General features: G+C 42.7%; 20 protein-coding genes. 11 read left to right on the forward strand and 9 right to left on the reverse strand.

Annotated features, from left to right (window positions below):
* Positions 1-192 precede the first annotated feature (192 nt).
* The 3 genes from SYN7509_RS0215080 to SYN7509_RS0215090 all read left to right on the forward strand — a co-directional run bounded on the left by SYN7509_RS0215080 (position 193) and on the right by SYN7509_RS0215090 (position 3835).
* Entirely contained in the window at positions 193-969 is a 777-nt protein-coding gene (locus tag SYN7509_RS0215080; protein WP_009633020.1) for a uracil-DNA glycosylase family protein, read from the forward strand.
* An 83-nt stretch (positions 970-1052) separates the two neighbouring features.
* Positions 1053-2177: a THUMP domain-containing class I SAM-dependent RNA methyltransferase gene (locus tag SYN7509_RS0215085; RefSeq protein ID WP_009633021.1), complete on the forward strand. Its 1125-nt coding sequence runs from the start codon at positions 1053-1055 to the stop codon at positions 2175-2177.
* A 47-nt stretch (positions 2178-2224) separates the two neighbouring features.
* Positions 2225-3835, forward strand: a complete 1611-nt coding sequence (locus SYN7509_RS0215090; protein WP_009633022.1) for an NAD(P)/FAD-dependent oxidoreductase — start codon at positions 2225-2227, stop codon at positions 3833-3835.
* A gap of 3 nt (positions 3836-3838) precedes the next feature.
* On the opposite strand, the gene SYN7509_RS0215095 is transcribed toward SYN7509_RS0215090, so the two are convergent.
* From SYN7509_RS0215095 to psaA, 3 genes are all read right to left on the reverse strand, one after another.
* On the reverse strand, positions 3839-4465 hold the full coding sequence (locus SYN7509_RS0215095) for a Uma2 family endonuclease (protein WP_009633023.1): 627 nt from the start codon (positions 4463-4465) through the stop codon (positions 3839-3841).
* A 133-nt stretch (positions 4466-4598) separates the two neighbouring features.
* Positions 4599-6812 (reverse strand): photosystem I core protein PsaB, encoded by a 2214-nt coding sequence (psaB, locus tag SYN7509_RS0215100; protein ID WP_009633024.1) that lies wholly within the window; start codon positions 6810-6812, stop codon positions 4599-4601.
* Between the two features lie 76 nt (positions 6813-6888).
* A complete protein-coding gene (gene psaA / locus SYN7509_RS0215105) occupies positions 6889-9147 on the reverse strand; it encodes a photosystem I core protein PsaA (RefSeq protein WP_009633026.1) in 2259 nt (752 codons plus the stop codon).
* Between the two features lie 383 nt (positions 9148-9530).
* Here psaA and SYN7509_RS29235 point away from each other — a divergent pair, with 383 nt between their 5' ends.
* The 5 genes from SYN7509_RS29235 to SYN7509_RS0215130 all read left to right on the forward strand — a co-directional run bounded on the left by SYN7509_RS29235 (position 9531) and on the right by SYN7509_RS0215130 (position 12406).
* Positions 9531-10832, forward strand: a complete 1302-nt coding sequence (locus SYN7509_RS29235; RefSeq protein ID WP_028954343.1) for a hypothetical protein — start codon at positions 9531-9533, stop codon at positions 10830-10832.
* A gap of 5 nt (positions 10833-10837) precedes the next feature.
* Positions 10838-11092, forward strand: a complete 255-nt coding sequence (locus SYN7509_RS0215115) for a hypothetical protein (RefSeq protein WP_009633028.1) — start codon at positions 10838-10840, stop codon at positions 11090-11092.
* Between the two features lie 113 nt (positions 11093-11205).
* A complete protein-coding gene (locus SYN7509_RS0215120) occupies positions 11206-11574 on the forward strand; it encodes a HEAT repeat domain-containing protein (protein ID WP_009633029.1) in 369 nt (122 codons plus the stop codon).
* Between the two features lie 21 nt (positions 11575-11595).
* Entirely contained in the window at positions 11596-11670 is a 75-nt protein-coding gene (locus SYN7509_RS31915) for a hypothetical protein (protein ID WP_432205687.1), read from the forward strand.
* Between the two features lie 97 nt (positions 11671-11767).
* Positions 11768-12406, forward strand: coding sequence for a histidine phosphatase family protein (locus tag SYN7509_RS0215130; protein WP_009633030.1), 639 nt, complete (start codon positions 11768-11770; stop codon positions 12404-12406).
* Positions 12407-12456: 50 nt separating this feature from the next.
* Here the strand turns inward: SYN7509_RS0215130 and SYN7509_RS0215135 are convergent, their stop codons facing one another.
* From SYN7509_RS0215135 to SYN7509_RS0215150, 3 genes are all read right to left on the reverse strand, one after another.
* On the reverse strand, positions 12457-13233 hold the full coding sequence (locus SYN7509_RS0215135; protein ID WP_009633031.1) for a DUF6817 domain-containing protein: 777 nt from the start codon (positions 13231-13233) through the stop codon (positions 12457-12459).
* A gap of 181 nt (positions 13234-13414) precedes the next feature.
* A complete protein-coding gene (locus tag SYN7509_RS0215145; RefSeq protein WP_009633033.1) occupies positions 13415-14410 on the reverse strand; it encodes a glycosyltransferase family 2 protein in 996 nt (331 codons plus the stop codon).
* A gap of 407 nt (positions 14411-14817) precedes the next feature.
* Entirely contained in the window at positions 14818-15897 is a 1080-nt protein-coding gene (locus tag SYN7509_RS0215150) for an ATP-dependent 6-phosphofructokinase (RefSeq protein WP_009633034.1), read from the reverse strand.
* 95 nt (positions 15898-15992) lie between these two features.
* On the opposite strand from SYN7509_RS0215150, the gene era reads away from it, so the two are divergent.
* Positions 15993-16967, forward strand: coding sequence for a GTPase Era (gene era, locus SYN7509_RS0215155; protein ID WP_009633035.1), 975 nt, complete (start codon positions 15993-15995; stop codon positions 16965-16967).
* Between the two features lie 60 nt (positions 16968-17027).
* Here era and SYN7509_RS0215160 read toward each other — a convergent pair whose 3' ends face one another.
* The 3 genes from SYN7509_RS0215160 to SYN7509_RS0215170 form a co-directional block, all read right to left on the reverse strand.
* Complete coding sequence (locus SYN7509_RS0215160; protein WP_202807238.1) at positions 17028-17891, reverse strand: beta-1,6-N-acetylglucosaminyltransferase; 864 nt, start codon at positions 17889-17891, stop codon at positions 17028-17030.
* 157 nt (positions 17892-18048) lie between these two features.
* Positions 18049-20316: an ATP-dependent helicase gene (locus SYN7509_RS0215165; protein WP_009633037.1), complete on the reverse strand. Its 2268-nt coding sequence runs from the start codon at positions 20314-20316 to the stop codon at positions 18049-18051.
* Positions 20313-20801: a retroviral-like aspartic protease family protein gene (locus SYN7509_RS0215170; RefSeq protein WP_009633038.1), complete on the reverse strand. Its 489-nt coding sequence runs from the start codon at positions 20799-20801 to the stop codon at positions 20313-20315. Before SYN7509_RS0215170 ends, SYN7509_RS0215165 begins: the two co-directional genes overlap by 4 nt.
* Positions 20802-20868: 67 nt before the next feature.
* Here SYN7509_RS0215170 and SYN7509_RS31360 point away from each other — a divergent pair, with 67 nt between their 5' ends.
* Both SYN7509_RS31360 and SYN7509_RS0215180 read left to right on the forward strand, forming a co-directional pair.
* Positions 20869-20991: a hypothetical protein gene (locus SYN7509_RS31360; protein WP_009633039.1), complete on the forward strand. Its 123-nt coding sequence runs from the start codon at positions 20869-20871 to the stop codon at positions 20989-20991.
* 26 nt (positions 20992-21017) lie between these two features.
* Positions 21018-21974, forward strand: coding sequence for a DUF4351 domain-containing protein (locus tag SYN7509_RS0215180; RefSeq protein WP_009633040.1), 957 nt, complete (start codon positions 21018-21020; stop codon positions 21972-21974).
* The last annotated feature ends 99 nt before the right edge of the window (positions 21975-22073 follow it).

The raw sequence follows: 22073 nt of genomic DNA on the forward strand, positions 1-22073 counted from the left end.
GAGGTTTTTTGACTCTGTAGTTTAAAATCCGTCTTAGCGAAAATACTTATAAGTTAAATTTATGCCTTACTAGCAGGCACAATTGCTGTTTGGGCGATCGCACCAATTGAAGCAAATATAAGTTGCCATAAGTTTAGCAATAGTGAAGTGCGATCGCGTCTTCTAGATTAATTAGTGCCTGTGGTTACTTGAATGTGTCTCTTATTTTCCAAATTTAAAGCTCAAGAATTTGACCAATTTTGCCAATTGTTGTGTTCTGTGTTTGAGACAACTCCAGAACAGTTAGCGGAACTGTACCAAGATATTGACGATAAATTTGATCAGCCAGGTTGGCCTTTGCACTTTGTCCGCCGAGATTTTTTTAAGTCTGTAAATGAGGAGTTTTGCTTTACTTACCAAAAATCTCCCGTCATTGCGGTGGATTTGCCCAGTCTTATGGAGTTGGATGATGGAAGAATTGATAAACCAACAGTGGCGATCGTTGGTCAAGATTCTAAAAATGACAGAAACCATGAACACTTGGTAGTTGGTACACCTTATGGTTTACATCACAAAGGCTCCCGTGAAGATTTGCCTCGGACAAAATTGTATTTTGAAATGATTCAAGTTTTGCTCAATTTAGGATATCGAGTTTATCTCACAGATTTACTAAAGATATGGGTTTGTAATCCTGACCGACCTTACAATGGAATTAACCTGCCAGAGGAAGATAAGCAGAGGTTTCTAAAACTGATCAAGCTAGAACTAGATATAGTAAAGCCAGTTGCTGTGATAACTTGGGGCAAATTCGCTAATGATGGTGTAGGCAAATTGCCTTTAAATATTGAACACCTAAAGTTTATTCATCCGAGCGGCGCTGCTAATGGTGCTTTCAAAAGATTCACAGGTGAAAGTCCGACCTATTCAAATAAGCTGAATTACTGGCGCAGAGAAATTATTAAGCGTTTGCCCGGTCAGTTTAATGTTTAACGAGCGTATCAATATCATTAAGTGTTCTTACTTTTTATTATGTTGCTCAATCTTTCAGTAAGTACATATAGTCATTAATCAGTATGAAACAATATTTTGCAACCGTTGCTAGAGGCTTAGAAACCCTAGTAGCTCAGGAATTGGAGCAATTAGGCGCTCACGAAGTAGAACCAGGATTTTGCGGCGCAAGCTTTAAAGGCGATCGCACTTTGCTTTATCGCGTCAACTTATGGGCGAGGCTACCATTCCGAATCTTAGTCAAGTTGCAAGAGTTTCCGTGTCTTGATACCCAGGATCTTTATAACGGTATTCAAACTATTGATTGGTCAGAATATCTCAATCCAGACTCAACTTTGGCGGTAAATGCTACGGGAAAGAGCGATCGCCTCAATCATACTCATTTTACGGCTTTACAAGTTAAAAAAGCGATCGTCGAACAACAGCAAGAACAGTTTGGCGATAGATCGAACGTAGAAACTCAAGATCCAGATTTGCGAATAAACGTGCATATTGACCGCGATGTTTGTACTGTAAGCCTTGATAGTTCGGGAAATAGCTTGCATCGCCGGGGTTATCGTCCAGTAATGGGCGCTGCTCCCTTAAAAGAATCACTAGCGGCGGCTTTGATTCAACTATCTTCTTGGCAGCCAGAACAGATGTTTTACGACCCCCTTTGTGGTTCGGGTACTTTACCTCTTGAAGCTAGTTTAAAGGCGCTTAACATTGCGCCAGGGCTGTTTCGAGAGCGTTTTGGGTTTGAAACTTGGCTCGATTTTGATTTGACGTTGTTAGAAGAATTAATAGAAGCTGCTAAAAATAGTCAAAAAGACGCGCTTCCCGCGCCGATTTGGGGAAGCGATAAAGATGAAAAAGCTATTGAAAATGCGATCGCCAACGCGACAAGCTGCGGCGTTTTAGATCGGGTTTGGTTTTCGCAAATGGATTTGAGCGAAGTTGTCGCTCCCGCCGATAGTGGCGTATTGTTTTGCAATCCACCTTATGGCGAAAGGTTGGGACGAGACAGCGACTTGGGGGCATTTTACAAACTTTTAGGGGACGTGCTAAAACAACGCTTTAAAGGTTGGACTGCTTTTGTGTTGAGTGGAAACAAGGAATTAGCTTTGTGTATAGGGCTAAAATCATCTCAACGGACGGCAGTATTTAACGGCACTTTGCCTTGTCAGTTAATGAAATATGATCTGTATTAGGCTAGAAGAAATCCCCTAAAGAGCGAAAAATAATTTCAATATTGACTATGTTGCGACTAACTGAAGTGAAGCTTCCTCTCGATCATCCCCAAGAAGCGATTGAGACGGCTATCCTCAAAAAGCTTCAAATCGCTCCCACTGATTTGCTCGGCTATACAATTTTTAAGCGCAGCTATGATGCTCGTAAAAAAGGCGAAATTGTGCTTGTTTATATTTTGGATGTAGAAACAACTAAAGAAAAACAGATTTGCGATCGCCTTAAAAAAGATCCGCACATCAGCATCACCCCAGACATGAGCTATCGTTTGGTAGCCAAAGCTCCAGATTCTAACACCACCCGACCGATTGTAATTGGTACTGGCCCATGTGGAATGTTTGCGGGCTTATTATTAGCACAAATGGGTTTTCGACCGATTTTGTTAGAAAGGGGTAAAGCAGTACGCGATCGCACGGTGGATACTTTTGCATTCTGGAAAAACAAAGAACAACTAAACCCAGAATCTAACGCTCAATTTGGTGAAGGGGGAGCGGGTACTTTTTCTGATGGCAAACTCTACAGTCAAGTTAAAGATTCTCAGCATTATGGGCGCAAAGTTCTGACTGAATTTGTCAATGCTGGTGCTTCCCCAGAAATTTTGTATATAAATAAGCCCCATATCGGTACTTTTAAATTAGTGGGTATAGTTCAAAGCATCCGTGCCACGATTGAAGCATTAGGCGGCGAAATTCGGTTTCAAAGTCGGGTAGAAGATATTGATATTGAAAATGGACAAGTGCGGGGAGTTACCCTTGCTAGTGGAGAATACATTGCCAGCAATCATGTAGTTTTAGCCGTCGGACATAGCGCCCGTGATACCTTTCAAATGCTGTATGAGCGGGGAGTTTACATCGAAGCTAAACCTTTTTCGATTGGCTTTCGCGTTGAACATCCCCAACCAATTATTGATGTCGCTCGTTTTGGGGAAAATGCAGGTCATAAACTTTTAGGTGCAGCCGATTATAAACTGGTTCACCACTGCCAAAATGGGCGCTCTGTCTATAGCTTTTGTATGTGTCCGGGGGGACTTGTAGTAGCCGCCGCCTCTGAACCCGGACGATTAGTTACTAATGGGATGAGCCAATATTCTCGCAACGAACGTAACGCCAATAGTGCGATCGTTGTGGGGATTACTCCAGAAGATTATCCGGGTCATCCGTTAGCCGGAATTGACTTTCAACGCCGTTTAGAAGAAAGAGCTTTTGAGTTAGGTGGGAAAACTTATTATGCTCCCGGACAGCTAGTAGGAGACTTCATTGCTAATCATCCTTCTACAGCGCTAGGTACGGTTCAGCCATCTTACACACCAGGGGTTAATTTAGGCGATTTGAGCCAAAGTTTGCCAGATTATGCCATTTCTGCCATCCGTGAGGCGCTACCAGCTTTTGCTAAAAAAATTAAAGGCTTTGCGATGAACGATGCAATTTTGACAGGGGTAGAAACCCGCACTTCATCGCCAATTCGGATTAAACGCCAAGAAAACTATCAATCTTTAAATACTCAAGGTCTTTATCCTGCTGGAGAAGGAGCGGGATATGCGGGGGGAATCCTCTCGGCTGGTATTGACGGTATTAAGGTTGCCGAGGCAGTAGCATTAAATATATTGCGGCTTGCTATTTAAACTTTATTCTAAAGAACTCGGTAAGCCAGCATCAAAAACTTCTTGAGCGGTTAAATTTAACTCAGGAAATGTTGGTGATAGAATGCGATCGCTTTTCCTAAACTGACTAACTTGATATTCGCCTTCCACAAGTTGATAAATTGAAATAGTTGGTTGTTTAGGATTGCCTATAAAACGCCTTCCACCTAAACCCAGATAATCAACGATCCAATATTCAGGAATCCCAATTTCTTCATAATCACCAGCTTTATCAAGGTAATCGTTGCGCCAATTTGTGCTTACAACTTCTACTACCAATGGAATTGATTCAGCATAAATAACTGTTGATTGATTTTGCCATCTCGGTTCTGTTGCTAAATTAGAACGGTTCAATAGCATTACGTCTGGTGAGTAAGCTGTTTCACTTTCAAGTGGTTTAATCAAAACTGTTTTGGGAACACCGTAGGGCAGGTTAAGACGACTATATTCTAAAGTAAATTTCTCACCCAAAAACGCTACGATTTCTTCATGTTTGCCTAACGGTTGTGACATCTCAACAATTACCCCATTATGTAATTCATAGAAACCGTTGCTAGGTTTCCAATTTACAAATTCTTCAAAGCTTACTAATTTAGGTAGAGCTTGAGTCATACATCCCTCAAAATTGATACCTGAACTGGAAATTAACTTTTTCTTTAATTTTATCTATATTAGTCCTCTAAAAAAAATCCCCCACCGTTAGGCAGGGGATTTGATTTATTCAACTACACTTTAATTGAGATTATCAACCAAATTTACCAGCAGTTGAAGCAATCAAGAAGGCTGCGTAAGTTAGAACATAGCCTACTGTAAAGTGAGCAAGTCCAATCAAACGACCTTGAACGATAGACATAGCAACAGGCTTGTCTTTCCAGCGAATTAGGTTAGCAAGCGGTGTCCGCTCATGCGCCCAAACTAGAGTTTCAATCAACTCTTGCCAGTAACCTCTCCAGGAGATCAAGAACATGAAGCCCGTTGCCCAAACTAGGTGTCCAAACAAGAACATCCAAGACCAGACAGCCAAGTTATTCATCCCGTAAGGGTTGTAACCGTTAATCAACTGAGCAGAGTACAGCCAGAGATAATCTCTTAGCCAACCCATGAGATACGTTGACGACTCGTTAAACTGAGCGACGTTGCCTTGCCAGACCCCCAAATGCTTCCAGTGCCAGTAGAACGTCACCCAACCAATAGTGTTGAGCATCCAGAACATAGCAAGGTAGAAAGCATCCCAAGCTGAGATATCGCAAGTACCGCCACGACCAGGGCCATCGCAAGGGAAGGAGTAGCCAAAGTCTTTTTTGTCGGGCATTAGCTTAGAACCACGAGCATCCAAAGCACCTTTGACCAAAATCAAAACAGTGGTGTGAATACCCAAGGCGAAAGCGTGGTGAACTAAAAAGTCGCCAGGCCCAATTGTCAAGAATAAAGAGTTAGTACCGTTATTAATGGCATCTAACCAACCCGGAAGCCAAGCCGCACCCGCCGTCGAAGCGATGCTATCAGGGTTAGATAGTAGGGTGTCAAAACCGTACAATACCTTACCGTGAGCGCCTTGAATGAACTGGGCAAATACTGGCTCGATGAGGATTTGCTTTTCAGGAGTACCGAAAGCCACTACTACATCGTTGTGGACATACAAACCTAAAGTATGAAAACCCAAGAATAGCGACACCCAACTGAGGTGAGAAATAATCGCTTCCTTATGCTTCAGTACCCGGTCTAAGACGTTGCCTTTATTTTGTTCGGAGTCATAATCGCGCACCCAGAAGATTCCAGCGTGGGCAAATGCTCCAACCATCAAGAATCCAGCAATGTACTGGTGATGGGTGTATAAAGCCGCTTGGGTTGTGAAATCCTGCCCTATAAAAGCATAGGGAGGCAAGGCGTACATATGCTGCGCTACTAACGATAGTGCTGTACCTAAAGCTGCTAAGTGAATAGACAACTGAAAGTGGAGCGAGTTGTTGTAGGTGTCGTACAAGCCTTGGTGAGGCAAGTTAAATTGACCTTCGGTTTTAGTGCCAAAAAAGTTTTTGGCGTTGAGCATTTCTTTAATGCTGTGACCAATACCGAAGTTGGTACGGTACATATGACCCGCAATAATAAAGATTACTGCGATCGCTAGGTGGTGGTGAGCCATATCGGTCAGCCACAGCGATTGAGTCTGAGGGTGGAATCCACCTAAAAAGGTAAGAATTGCTGTACCAGCGCCTTGAGACGTACTAAATACCTGACTTGCGGTATCTGGATTTTGGGCGTAAACACCCCAGTCACCAGTAAAGAAAGGACGCAAGCCTGCGGGGTGAGGCAAGGTTGTTAAGAAGTTGTCCCAGCCTACGTGCTGTCCGCGAGATTCGGGGATGGCAACGTGGACTAAGTGACCAGCCCAAGCTAAAGAACTAACTCCAAACAAACCTGCCAAGTGGTGATTCAAGCGTGGCTCGGCACTCTTGAACCAAGACAAACTAGGACGGAACTTTGGTTGCAAGTGCAGCCAACCAGCAAACAGAAACACTGCTGCCATTAGCAACAAGCCCACTGCTCCGGTATATAGTTCGGTATTTGTCCGCATCCCAATGGTGTACCACCAGTGGTAAACACCAGAATAAGCAATATTAACTGGATAGGTCGCCCCAGCTTGAGTAAAGGCATCGACTGCGGCTTTACCAAAGTGAGGATCCCAAATAGCATGAGCAATCGGACGAACGTTGAGGGGATCTTTAATCCATTGTTCAAAGTTGCCTTGCCAAGCAACGTGGAACAGGAGGCTAGAGGTCCACAGGAAGATGATTGCCACATGACCAAAGTGGGTTGCGAAAATCTTTTGGTAAAGATTTTCTTCTGTCATGCCATCGTGGCTCTCAAAGTCGTTGCCTGTAGCAATCCCGTACCAGAGCCGACGAGTTGTCGGATCTTGGGCAAGATCCTGGCTAAATTTTGGAAATTTTGTTGCCATAGGTTTTATGAATTTGCTTCCATTTAGCGTTCAGTTGCCAGCACTTGCTGAAATGCTGACCCCTGAACGCTGACCGCTAACCTACCGAGATGATCCGAGCTTCAAAGAAAGCCCAGATAGTGACGATCGCTCCTAAGAGGAAATGCGCCACTCCCACCGCTCGACCCTGAATAATACTCAGAGCGCGGGGTTGAATTGCTGGGGAAAAATTCAGCTTATTATGCGCCCAAACAATTGATTCGATTAGTTCTTGCCAGTAGCCGCGACCGCTAAACAAGAACATGAGACTGAATGCCCAAACAAAGTGAGCGCCCAGGAATATCAAGCCGTAGGCTGATAATGACGTGCCGTAGGATTGAATTACTTGCGCCGCCTGCGCCCACTGGAAGTCGCGCAACCAACCATTAATGTTGACTGCACTTTGGGCAAAGTTGCCCCCAGTGATATGCGCTATCGTCCCATCGGCATCTATAGTTCCCCACACATCCGACTGCATTTTCCAACTAAAGTGGTAAACGGCGATCGCAATGGTGTTGAACATCCAGAACAAGCCTAAGAAAACGTGATCCCAACCGGAGACTTGGCAAGTGCCACCTCGTCCTGGCCCGTCGCAAGGGAACCGGAAACCCAAGTTCGCCTTGTCTGGAATCAAGCGGGAGTTACGGGCAAACAAGAAGCCCTTGAGGAGAATCAATACTGTGACGTGGATTTGGAAAGCGTGAATATGGTGGATCATGAAATCCGCCGTACCCAACGCCATTGGCATCATGGCAATTTTGCCACCCACCGCTACAATTCCACCACCCCAGACGTAGCTAACAGGTTCTAATAGGTTTGGAGCCGTTGTTCCTGGAGCTAAAGTTTGAATGTTTTGGATGAACTGCGCGAATACAGGCTGCAATTGAATTGCTGTATCCGAAAACATATCTTGAGGACGACCCAAGGCTTGCATGGTGTCGTTGTGAACGTACAACCCGAAGCTGTGGAAGCCCAAGAACATACATACCCAGTTCAAATGGGAGATAATCGCGTCTCGATGACGTAGCACTCGGTCTAAAACGTTGTTGCGGTTTACGACGGGGTCGTAGTCGCGCACCATAAAGATCGTAGCGTGGGCTGCTCCTCCAACAATGAAGAAAGCGCCAATCCACATATGGTGGGTAAACAACGATAGCTGAGTAGCGTAATCTGTTGCTATGTAGGGATACGGAGGCATCGCGTACATATGATGCGCCACGATGATCGTTACCGATCCCAGCATTGCTAGGTTTGTTCCCAACTGGGCGTGCCAAGAGGTGGTCATATTTTCATATAGACCTCTATGACCGTCGCCTGTGAAGGGCCCTTTATGATTTTCGAGAATTTCTCTAATGCTGTGTCCGATGCCCCAATTAGTGCGGTACATATGACCAGCGACCAAGAATAACACTGCCAACGCTAGGTGATGGTGTGCTGTATCGGTCAACCACAAACCGCCAGTTTGTGGATTTAAACCACCTTTAAAGGTGAGGAAATCGGCGTATTGACCCCAATTTAGCGTCCAAAAAGGTGTTAACCCTTGGGCAAAACTAGGATACAACTCTGCCATTAAACGACTGTTCAAGATGAACTCGTGAGGCAATGGGATATCTCCCGGAGCTACACCCGCGTCTAATAGCTTGTTTACTGGCAAAGCAACGTGAATTTGATGACCAGCCCAAGATAGGCAACCCAAACCGAGTAAGCCTGCTAGATGGTGGTTCAACATCGACTCTACATTCTGGAACCATTCCAGTTTGGGAGCGCGTTTGTGATAGTGGAACCAACCAGCAAACAGCATTAATGCTGCTGCCACCAGACCGCCAATGGCAGTCACGTAAAGTTGAAATGTACTTGTAAAACCCGCAGCCCGCCAAACGTGGAATAAGCCGGAGGTTATTTGAATCCCGTGGAAGCCACCGCCCACATCGGCGTTTAAGATGTCTTGACCAACAATGGGCCAAACCACTTGAGCGCTAGGTTTGATGTTTAGGGGGTCTACTAACCACGCTTCATAATTTGAAAATCGAGCGCCGTGAAACTCCATCCCGCTAATCCACAAGAACACTACCGCCAGGTGGCCGAAGTGTGCCGCGAAGACTTTACGGGATATATCTTCTAAATCACTCGTATGAGTATCAAAATCATGAGCGAGGGCGTGGAGGTTCCAAATCCAAGTGGTGGTTTTTGGGCCTCTAGATAAGGTGCGGTCGAAGTGACCTGGTTGCGCCCACTTCTCAAAAGAAGTAGGAACTGGGTCTACATCAACAACAACTCTTGCCTTTTTCTCCTCTCGCTCAGGAGGACTTATCGTCATTCAGACTCTCCTCTCTAGACAAGGAACCAGGAATTATAAACATTACCAACTGTTTTTTGACTGACAAAACTATTTTTAGGATTTGCATCCAAAGCTTTACAGTCATGAACAGCGATGATGTGAATTTGCTTTCTGATGAATTATAGAGCCTTAACTGTAGGGGTTTTAAGAGTTTGTTAACAATAATTCAAAGTCGGCGGCGATCGCACTTTTTTTATGGCAAATAATTGAAGTTTTTGAATAGAAGTCAAGAGATTTTTTGGAGTTTGTTGTAAAAATTTACCATTTGACAGCGATCGCTCGTATTTCTGTAGCAGCGATCGGCGTTTAAGATGATGGAAAGCAACAAAAATAAATAATTTGATAGCTGAGGAGAATTTAGGGTGTTAGGCAGATTGGGGCAGAAGTTAGGGAAAGCTATAGGAATTGCGTTGATAGCGATCGCATTATTAAGTACGGTAAGTTGTAGTAGAGGTAACGCTACAACGACATCACTAGCAAGAGGCAGCAACAACACTGTCCAAAGGGGAGATATTGTAGAAGTTTCCCCTCCAGAGGTAATCCAAACCCTGCGGCAGGATTTGGAAATTTACCAGCCACAGGTAACTATAGTTAGTCCTGAAGCGGATGCTGTATTTGAAGACGATAAAGTTAAAGTCCGTTTGCAAGTTCGAGACTTATCTATATTTAAGAATCCACAATTAGAGCTAGGCCCGCATCTACACGTTATTCTTGATAATCAGCCGTATATAGCTGTGTATGACCTAAATAAACCTTTGACATTAGAAGGTTTAGAGCCTGGTACTCACACAATGCGTGTTTTTGCTTCTCGTCCTTGGCATGAAAGCTTTAAAAATGCTGGCGCTTATGCTCAAACAACATTTCACGTTTTTACGAAAACTCAAAATAACAATCCCGATTCAGCCCTGCCGCTTTTAACCTACAGTCGCCCCAAAGGTACTTACGGAGCAGAGCCTATTCTATTAGATTTTTATCTAACTAATGCTCCTCTGCGTCTAGCTGCTACGGATAGCAATATTGCTGACTGGCGGATTCGTTGCACAATTAACGGTTACAGTTTTGTTTTAGATAGCTGGCAAAGTGCTTATCTTCAAGGCTTCAAACCAGGTAAAAATTGGGTACAACTAGAATTTATCGATAGCCAAGGTAATTCGGTCAAAAACGTTTTTAATAATACCGTGAGAACTATTACTTACGAACCAAACAGTAAAGATACACTTGCTAAGTTAGTTACAGGGGAATTATCCGCCGAATTGGCGCGGGGAATTGTTGACCAAAATTACACTGTTAAAATACCTGAGCCGCTACCCACTCCTACAGAAACACCCATCCCTGAGCCATCTTTTGAGCCGCTACCCACTCCTACAGAAACACCCATCCCTGAGCCATCTACAGAAATACCTAGTCCTGAACCCGTTATTGAGTCGCTACCTATTCCTACAGAAATACCCAGTCCTGAACCACTTATTGCGCCGCTACCCACTCCTACAGAAACCCTAACAGAAGATAAAGTTAAACTTTCAGGAAGAAAACAACTAGGAGACTATTTTAATCGTCTCCGCCGTACCAGTATTAAGACTGCTCCTAATTTACCCTCAATACCAGAAACTACTGATATTCCAGTAGAAACACTCAGCCCCAATTTAGCCCCAGAAATTGATTAATTATTATGAATACCCAACCCCAATCATCGCAGTTTTTAACCTTAGAAGATTCAGCCCAAGTAGATGCGGCATTGCTTGCTTCTAACGAAAAGTTTTTAGCAAGGCTTACAGTTTCGTCGCTGAACTTGTTAAAGCATATTGCTCAAGAATATGCAGTTAATATTGAAGACTTAACGACTCGACAAATAATTGCTTGGTTTGAAAAAGATGGCAAAATTCGACGAGAGCAAGGTTCTGAATCGGCTTATTTGCAGTGGTGAGATAGTTTATTTTTACGATAAACATAGTTTAAGTTGATGATAAATCGACCTATTGGGTAAAGACAATCAATCAAGGGGACATCGATCCAGGCATCCTGGAAGAGAACACGGCTTTGATCAAACAAATACGTATCCGCGATCGTAAATTGAGTTATTGGTTAGCAGAAGAAAGTTTAGGAAGCAGCCTCAAAATTGGCATAGGTAACACGGAGGCGATCGCATTTTTAATCAATATAATTCGTACTTCTGATCGTGAAGATACCCGTAGGCAAGCGGCAAGAAGTTTAGGGTTAATTGACTCAGGTAACTCAGAGGCGATCGCATTTTTAATTAATTTAACTTCTACCTCTGAAAGTGCAGATGTTTGTAGAGAAGCGGCAAATATTCTAAAGGAAATAATGCAAGATGACCAGATGGCGGGGGTTGTCACAGCATTTAAGGCTAATTTATCTAATGAAACTTGGGAGATTAACCGAGATTAATTTTTTAGATGCTACGAAATAATCTGGGATTGCGCCGAAACTTTAACCTACCCGGAATTTTATCAAGCTTGGCACAATCTACCCAACCCAACTTAACAGAAACGGTGAAAAATCAAAGTTACACTGAAAAACATTGGAGTAATAATACTAGATAATAGCTGGCACGTCCTTAAGAATTTTTATAGAGGGAAAAGTGACTTTAACGCTTTACTTGCTCCGTCATGGACAAACAGAATGTAGTCGAAACAATGCTTTTTGTGGCGCTGTTGACCCCGAACTAACGGAGGATGGACTTGAGATGGCACAAGGGTTTGCGGTGGCTTACCAGTCTTTAGAATGGCAGGCTATTTATGCTAGTCCTATGCTAAGAGCGATCGCAACGGCTAAACCATTAGCTGAAAAACTGGGTATAGAATTAGAATTGCGCGACGGTTTAAAAGAGATTAATTATGGCTTGTGGGAAGGACAAACTGTAGAAACAGTATCTAAGGAATATCACGATGACTATATCCGATGGACAGCAGATCCGGCATGGTATCCGCCTACTGGGGGAGAATTAGCTGTAGCGATCGCAAATCGCGCTTTAGTTGTAATTGAGGAAATCAAGCAGCGTTACACTAACGGCAATGTTTTGATTGTTTCCCATAAAGCAACAATTAGGATTACCTTGTGTAGCTTATTAGGTATTGATGTCGGGCGTTTTCGGTTTCGGCTGGGGTGTCCAGTTGGATCTGTAAGTAAGGTAGAATTTGGTGCTAATGGCCCTTTGCTGCATAGTTTAAGCGATCGCACTCACTTAAGCGAAAAGTTAAGAACATTACCGGGAACTTAGCAGCGCCAAGTTTTAGTCTCCCAAACAGGTGCATAGGACCTAAAACTGTTTTACTTGCCACGGAGTCGGCGAGCAATACCAGAACGCAAGCGTCTTAACCCATTGTATAAAGCTACTGAGAATCGTTTTTGATGGGTTTTCGGTGGCAATAAAAAGGAACCATTATGACCAGTCATATCAGCTAGAACTAAAGGCAGTTTGGTAGTAGAAGCTCGATCGAAAACAGTCTTTAGTTCTGCCGCTAAATCAGAAAACCCTAATACTTCTGCTAATTCTACAGAAATATAATTTTCATCTTTAATATATTTATCTTGTCTGCCATGCCCGCTATAGAGCATTCCTAAATCTAAATATTCTTCTAAATGATTTGCTAAACGGATTAACAATACATCCTTCTCTAAAGCAGTAAGTGTATTTACATAATCCGTTGCGGAAGTTGGTATTTGATCTTCTTCCGGCCAAAGAGTATAAGTATGTATGTATTCTTCTACTTTTTGCCCAACAGTATCTCTTAACTGGGAGCGCTTTGCTTGGTTGATACCTCGCGATCCGTCGCCAAATTCGCCACTAGCATAAGCAGCGTGTAATAGACCGGCATTTACTACTTCCACCGATGCTTTTAAGTCAACTAAAATACTAGCTGTACCTACTAAATGAGCAACAAATGTTTTGCCAGAAGATCGGAAAACCCCTGTAAATAAATTCATTACAAGTTTATAAGCATTTAATACGCGGGCAAGCTCTGGTTCTGAGTACCCGTTACTAATTAGTTGATTGAATAACTGAATATTAGATTGTGCATAAGTAACTTTCATTGTTGTTTTCATAAAAATTCTGTGCCACTATTTGGCGCTCTAGATTACTCGCTTGAATTTGGCTTACTTTAATTAGCAATTCAGCCTGTGAGCATTGAATTAATAAAATATATAGTAAATTTAGCTTTTTAACTTTGGCTCTGTGCAAAAAAAGCATTGCGCCACTGTTTTTTGTGGGAGGCAATGCTTTTTTCTACGCTTGCTTGCTTGCTCTTCTAACTAGCAATCGGTCAACAAACTGTTGTATGGGAGAAACGATGTAGCGTTTGAACTTGGAGTCGCTTTTCCAACGCCAAACATTACGTACTGCATCTCGCAAGGGTTTAAAAGCTAAATTGCGATGGTGTTTCAACCACAAAAACTGACCGGGAATAAAAGGATCGTCTTGAGCGACATCCCATTTTTGACACAGTCGTTCTGTACTAGCTTGACCCCAAGCTTCGCCCCAACGGAGAAAATAGAAAGTGTAATCTGAAAGTGCCAGCATTTTTGGTGGAACGTAAGCAGTTACTGAGTCTGGCTCAAAATAAACTTTACCTCCAGCTTTACGCACTGACATACACAAATCTATGTGTTCTGCCACACTCATAAAGCCCTCGTCTAACATCCCTATTTTTTCAAAGGTATCAGTACGAGCAAAAACGCAGTGCCACTCTATCAATAAAATTTCTTGCCGTTTGAGTTTGGACTGGACTTTAGCAAGTTGTCGCCCAGCTAATAGATGCCGCTCATATAAGCGCGGTATTCCTCGCTTGATATGAAAGCCTGTTGCACCTCCTGCCATGTGGATAATGCCTTTTTCGGGTTCTCCTTCTAGGTAAAGCGGCCCTACTACCCATGCACCAGTTTCTTCAGAACACTGAATTAGCTTCTCTACCCAACCTGGCGCGACCAAAACGTCGTTATCAATAAATAAGACGTATTCAGTATCGACTTTAGCTAGACCTAAATTTCTTGCTTGGTTTGGGAACAAATATTGCTCAGAACGAATTAGATCGAATCCTTTTGACTGAGATTGAGTTTCTAGATATCGCTTAATGTGCTTAGGCGAATTGCCATCGACATAAATTAACTTAAATGGAACAGTTGTATTTTTGTATATACTTTCTAGCGAGTTCTGTGTATAACTAAATCGTTCGCGGGGAACAACAACAATCGTAACTTGCGGCTCTGAGGCAATGTTTGTCATACCTATAAGTGGGAAGCTTGAACTTATCTCTCAACCATATCTCTACTTACATAAAGAAAACATAAAGTAATCTCAAAATTTACGTGAATTTAAGTATATTTTTAGATTTCTTAAAATAAATTAGTTAGTTATAAATCGCAATATTTCAGTGTAATTAACGATCCTTGAGCTAAAAAGGCAAAAAATTAAAGCATCTGTCGAGACAGTGCTTTATTGTGATTCCATTGACCGAGAACTAACTACCAATGGAATTGAGATGGCACTAGGCATTGATGTTGGGCGCTTCGGGTTTCGGTTGGGTGTGTTATTGGCTGTAAGTAAAGTAGAATTTGGCGCTCACTATTCTTTGCTGCACTCACTTAGGCGATCGCTTGCGAACTTTACGAGGAATGTAGGAGCGCCAAGTATTAATCTCCCAAACAAATATCCAAACCACGAGCAGTTTTAACTAATGTACCGTTAGGATCGACGGCGCGGTATTGGGCGATCGCTTCGGTAATGGGGACGCTAACAACTTGACGATTTTGCCAAGTTACCATGCGATCGTACTTTTGCTCGGCAATTAAATCGACGGCGGCGACTCCAAAAGCGGCGGCTATCAAGCGTTCTAGGGGTGAAGGTGTCCCACCCCGTTGAATATGACCTAAAACTGTAACTCGCGTTTCTGCACCGCTACAATGACATATCTGATCGGCTAAATACTGCCCAATACCACCATAGCGAGATTGACCTAAGCGATTGGTATTCATTACTGATTCGCCAGTTTCGGTACGCACGGCTTCGGAAACTATAACTAAACAGTAGTTTTTCCCTTTCTCTTGACGCTCTTTGATTTTGAGACAAATTTGTTCGACGGTGTAAGGAATTTCGGGAATTAAAATTACATCCGCACCCCCAGCTATTCCCGCACTAATAGCAATATGTCCCGCATCCCGTCCCATAACTTCTAAAATCATTACCCGACTGTGACTTGCGGCGGTAAAATGCAAGCGATCCAAGGCTTCTGTTGCAGTATTAACCGCCGTATCAAACCCAATTGAATGCTCTGTAACTCCGACATCGTTATCAATAGTTTTGGGGATAGCAACCATATTGATATTGCCTTGCTGTGCTAAACGGCGGAGAATTGCCGCACTACCATCGCCGCCAATTACGATTAATGCTTCTAAGTCTAATTGGTGGTAATTAGCAATAATTTCCTCAGAGCGATCGCACAAAGTACCATCTGGCATAGGATAAGCAAAGGGATCGCCTTTATTAGTAGTACCTAATACTGTCCCACCCGCCGTTAGTAAAGCATCCATTTTTTCAATTTCTAACGGCATTACTAGCGGCGGATTTGCAAGTAAACCTAGGGTTGCTTGACGAATTCCCAATACTTCCCAATCGTAAGTTCCTGTAGCTCTATATACTACTGCTCGAATTGCCGCGTTTAAACCCGCACAATCTCCGCCGCTAGTCAAAATCCCAATCCGCTTACGTCCCATTTGGATATTTTTTAGTTAACAGACAGTAGATTAAACTGAAAGATACGCTAGTTGTGGGAAATTGCAACTTTTATTTAGCTTCTATTAAAAAAAGTATGTCAGAAATTAATATCGATTCCCAAACACCTAACAAAATAGACTTGTTGGGGATAGCAACTATTCCCCAAGCACCCCCCGGTTTTAAGTCGGGTTTTATTGGGATTATTGGTCGCCCAAATGTCGGTAAATCAACGCTGATGAATTATTTAGTCGGGCAAAAAATCGCCATTACTTCCCCCGTTGCTCAAACTACTCGTAATCGTTTACGGGGAATTTTAACAACTCCTGAAGCCCAGTTAATTTTTGTCGATACGCCAGGGATTCATAAACCTCACCATCAATTAGGGGAAGTGTTGGTACAAAACGCCAGAATTGCCATTGATTCGGTTGATGTAGTGCTATTTGTGGTGGATGGAGGTGTAGAAGCTGGAGGAGGCGATCGCTATATTGTCGATATACTTAGTCAAAGTCAAACTCCAGTTATTTTAGGCATCAACAAAATTGACACGCAACCTGCTGATGATGCCCAAATGTTAGATACTACTTATGCGCGAGTGGCAGAAGCTAACAATTGGAAAATGGTTAAGTTTTCGGCTTTAACGGGTGATGGATTAGTAGACTTGCAGCAGTTGTTGGTTGAAAAACTTGAATTGGGCCCTTATTATTACCCACCGGATTTAGTCACCGACCAGCCAGAGCGGTTTATTATGGGGGAACTGATCCGCGAACAGATTTTACTGCTAACTCGTGAAGAAGTGCCGCATTCAGTGGCGATCGCTATTGAAAAGGTTGTTGAAGAACCAACTATTACCCGTGTATTTGCGGCGATAAATATTGAGCGCGATTCTCAAAAAGGCATACTAATCGGTAAAGGTGGAAGTATGCTTAAAGCTATTGGTAGCGCAGCACGGGAGCAAATTCAAAAATTAATTGCTGGGAAAGTTCATTTAGAATTATTTGTTAAAGTTCAACCCAAATGGCGACAATCGCGGACAAGGTTGGCAGAATTAGGTTATCGAGTGGAAGAATAGTTGTAATCAGATAATTATCTGATTATTATTTATTTTTAGGAGCTTTAAAATTAGGTTGATTCAAAAATTAGCAAACAGATAGGCTTCTAGCATATCTAAAATCTTAGTATCTTGCTCAAACTTTCTAGCAAAGTGAAAATTTCCATTGGTCAAAATTTCGTAATCTTGATTTGTAAGTAGCCGGGGGCGACCTTCATTAGTTCCCGTAAAATCTATATAGCGTTTATGATCGTTACAAAAATTGAAACTTTGATTATTAATCAAAATTGTTTGAATAAAAGACTCATCAGGTACTAAGGTTTTTTGATAATATTTAACAAAACTTTTATTATTGGCAATAAAAGTTTTTATATAACCAACGCATTTTCTAGAGAGAGTGTGCCATTGAGAACCTCCGTAACATAAAAAATTATCGTGAAACGGTGTTTTCTTTGCCAGCATTCCTACGACTAAATCATCAAAGAAAATAGAGATTGTCATGGGGATAAATTTATGAAATCTCAAGACTTTTGCCAGGAATTTTTTAACCCATTTAGGTAGGCGATAGTGCTGGTAAAAGTAACGTTTAATTACCTCCTCTTTTTTCCAGGGAGATGCGGGACTAAGGAGATTAGCGTAATGAATGAAGCCATCATAATCAGTTTTATCGAGAAAATTCTCTACTTTAGATAAAGGTTGAGTAGGATAATCTTGACCGGAAAGATAAAAAAGCCAGTCAAAATCGGAATTGTTGGCAAATAACCAATCAATAGCTTGTAAATAAGGCTGCAATAAAGAAAAGTCCCCGCGAATTCCTGGGCGACGGATCTTCAACAAATGAACATCCGATAAATATCGTAAAGGAGTGAAATCCAAAAAACAGCTTGTGAAATCATGACCAATGAGAACTTGAGCATGAGGACTCAAATTTTTGATAGTTTGCACAAGTCGATAAATTTGCGCAGGGTTTCTGTGAGTTTGAATAAAATAACAAGCTTTCATAACTTAAAGATTGTTGAATAACTCATGTTTGTAGTGGTAAATAATAAAAGCATACAAACTATAGCAAGGAAAAATTAATGTATTTCAAGGTGCAGTTTTTTTACAATGCGATTGCACTACTCGGAAATTGGCGCTTTAATGCCGGAAAAACTGGACAAGGCGCTCGATTATCTAAACTATTGGGCTTACTCCAAAGAAAAGGGGCTTTTTGTGCCGCCGACATCCATAAAAGGCGTTTAGCTCTAGTCATTGCTACATAAAGTAAGCGATATTCCTCAGCAGTTTTTAGTTGTTTTGCGTCTTCCCAAGCTTGAGCAATATCTGGTAAAGCGGTTTGTTCATGAAGATGGGCGCGAATTTGGGCGCGGGCGACTTCAGACAAGCTAAATTCACCTAAAAAATGAGTTTGTGGCGGAACCCACAAAATACCAGGAATCATATTTTCGTGCAAAAAAGGGATAAAAACATAGTCCCAATCAAGCCCTTTGGCTTTGTGCATAGAAATAATTGTTAGTTGACCAGGAAGTGTAAAACGCTCTTCTGCGTTATCGGTTTCTACAGGTTCAAACCTCTCCGAGCTTACAATTTCACTCAGTACGGTTAGCATAGCCGAGAGAGAACTATTACCCGCCGTTTGTTGGGCTACTCTTTCGGCTAATTTATCGGCGGTTGCAAGTTCCGCCCCATCATAATTTAAAGTTAAAGCCAAAAAGGAAATTAGTTGATAAGGTGGCAATTCTAAACGAGCGCGGAGTAATTGACGGCATAAATTGCGCGGTTTAATGGCGGCTTCTTTGGTGGGTGGATCTAGGGGAGAAGGATAAATAAATTGTTCGGGAAGTAAAGCTAAAGCATTGAGGTCTTGACGATCGATTAGCTGACGTTGGACGAGGACGGCTAAGGCGGCTTTGAGATAGTCGGGGGAGTGGGGACGGTCGAGAAACTGCAACCATGCTAGAATCTCCGCCGGGACGTGAGAGCGGCGATCGCTTTCAGACACTTCATATACACTAATGTCATGCTCTTGACATAAGGGCGCGAGTTTTTCCGCTAACCATTGACCTTGTTTATTTTCCCTAACTAAAATCGCGCAAGAGCGATCGCGGTTTTCTGTTAATAAACTAATGACGCGATCGCCAATTAAACTAGCTGTATGGTGAATGTCTCGCGGCGTATACAGTTCTAAACCTTTACCCCAAGGAGCGGGATTAGCCTCCGGTTGCGGATCGTTTGCGTCTACTGGGTGAATTTTTTGGACTCGAAAGGGAGCTTTACTACTTTTATAAGTCCGATTTACCCATTCCAACGTAAAGTTAGCCGCATCAATAATGATTTTGCTACTACGTCCAGCGCGATCCATTGTGGCTAAATGTCCATGGCGATCGCATTCTTCGCAAAATTGACGAAAATAGATTGGATCGGCGGGAGTAAAAGTAGAATTTATTGCCTGATTGGGATCGCCGACGCGAATTAAATTGGTTGAATAATCGGAATTAATCGCCAGAATTTTAAGCAGCTTAGATTGCAGTTGGCTGGAGTCTTGCGCCTCATCTTCAAACACCGCAAAAACTTGGTTTTGTTCAATTTGACGAGCGCTATCGTTTTCTAGCACCCTCAGAGCGCCTAAAATCATATCGTCGTAGTCAATCAGATCGCGCGACTTCATAACCGCTTGATACTGCTCGTACAATCCCGAAGCGACTTCCAAAATATTGTAATCATCATCAGATTGACTACTAATTTGTCGTAAAGCGGCGGGTAAAATCCCCGAACTTTTGGCTTCACGAATAACGCTATGAGCTAAACCTGGTAAAACTTCAGTACGCAACACCGATTGACGGCGCAAACGCTCGGTTTCTTCACCGTCAAATTGCCGCCCTTGTAATAATTTTGAATAACTCTGCGGATTATTACCAATCCATTGTTCTACACAAGTCCGAATCAGGCGATGACTTTGGTTAGGAGTAATTAAAGTAGAATTATCTAGCTGTAACCCAGACAAATCGGGGTGACGACTGGCAATATTCAACGCTAAACCGTGCAGAGTATGAACGCTAAAACCTGTAGGTGGTAGAGATAGTTTTTTTTGTAGATAGTTGCGAATTTTGCCTTTAATATTTGCTGCTGCCGAGCGCGTGAAAGTAACTACAATTAACTGATGTCGAGCATGAAGACCATAACGAGCGATCGCAACGGCGGCGGCGGCTGCCATTCCGGTAGATTTTCCCGCACCAGGGACGGCGGAAACTGCCATTTCTCCACCGTGCCATTGTGCCATTTGCTGCTGTCCGGGACGCAGACTTTGTTCAATTTGGTTACAAGCTTCTTGCCGGAGTGGAGATAATTGGTTGTTAATATACTGATTCATGAATTAAAGTTTTTAATGATTGCCACTGGATAATCAGGGTTATCAGGATTTGGGATCAATCTTTGATTTTTGCAATCGGGCAGTAAGTCAAGTAATTCCAACACAACTTGACCTAGCAAAATTTCGTCTCCAACTACTAGCGCTTCTACCGTTGTTATTCGTTCTTGACAGACAATCTTAACGGGTTCTGTAATGCCAATCGGTTCTTCAAATCCATTGGCATATCTAGCTATTTGTTGACCGCGAATTCGTAAGCCCAATTGGTCAACTACACTTGCTGGAATCACTAAAGTTAATGCACCTGTATCTACTAAAGCCGGAGCTACATATTCTCTTAGTAGATGAGGCGCAAGCAATCCTCGGTTAACTAACGCTTCATCAATCGCGTTGATTAACTTAACTTCAACTCTGACTGCGCCCACTTTCAATGTCTCCATAAAATTACCAATTTTAATGACGTGCCATTGTAAGAGTTGAATAGGCATTGCAAAGTCTTATCTCTTGACAATATAGTTTCAATATAGACTGCGATCGCCCGTAGGGAGTAAAACGATGGAAGCTGAGGAATTGCTCAGACGTTACGCTGATGGGGAAAGAGATTTCGCTGGAGTCGATCTGAGCGTTGCCGATCTGACTGATGCCGATTTGCAGGGATATCAAACTCTCCAGCCTTAAACTCTATAATTGGACGATTAGATAATTTGCCAGTAACGCGATCGCCCCAACGATCCATCTATCAGCAGTTAGTAGGCGATCGCACTTCCTTCCTCAATGCTTTAATTGTGATTGATAATATCTCTAAGTTTCTCATCGAACGATACTCTACAGATTTTGCCGCTTGGTTGTTAGGTGCATCAACTCCTTTAACTACAATTAATCCCACTGAACTTAATGTTGAACCAGTTAGAGCCGATTCGGTGATGTTATTGCAAGGGAGGAATGTTATTCTCCACACCGAGTTTCAGACCGTTACTGACTCCTCTATGCCTTTTCGGATGGCGGATTATTATTTGCGCTTGAGACGCAAGTTTCCCGAAGTAACTATTCAACAAGTAGTTATTTATCTCAAAAGGACAAGTTCGGATTTAGTCAGACAAACACGTTATACAACCCCTGTGATGACGCATGAGTTTCGAGTAATTCGGCTATGGGAAGAACCAGTGGAGGGGTTTTTGAGTACGCCAGGATTGTTGCCTTATGCGGTGTTGAGTCGTGTCACAGATAAGGAAGCTGTGTTAACACAAGTATTGGGAGAATTAGAGCAAATCAGCGATCGCACTGAGCAGAGTAACTTAGTAGCGGCAACAAGCATCTTGGCGGGGTTAGAATTGAATGAGCAAGTAATTAGGCGATTGATGAGGAGTCCGGTGATGCGCGAGTCTACAATGTATCAATCTATTTTACGGGAAGGTCAGGCTGAGGGATTGGAACAGGGACTGGCAAGAGGACTAGAACAGGGATTGGCAAGGGGACTAGAACAGGGTCGCACTGTTGGAGAAAGAACATTAGTTCTCAAGTTGCTGAACCGCAAATTGGGGAATCTATCACCTACGCTGATTACAAAAGTAAACGCTTTGAGCCTTGAATCTGTGGAGGCTTTGGGTGAGGCAATGTTTGATTTCACCAGGATTGAAGATTTAGAATCTTGGTTGGGCTAATCCGATAGCGAAGCGCTGCTGCGAAGCGCAGATCGCACCTTAGATTCTCCCAAAACATTCAACCACCGCCATAATTTTTCTCCCCATTAGGTAATCTGT

This window comes from Synechocystis sp. PCC 7509 (genome assembly GCF_000332075.2).
Classification (GTDB): domain Bacteria; phylum Cyanobacteriota; class Cyanobacteriia; order Cyanobacteriales; family Chroococcidiopsidaceae; genus Aliterella.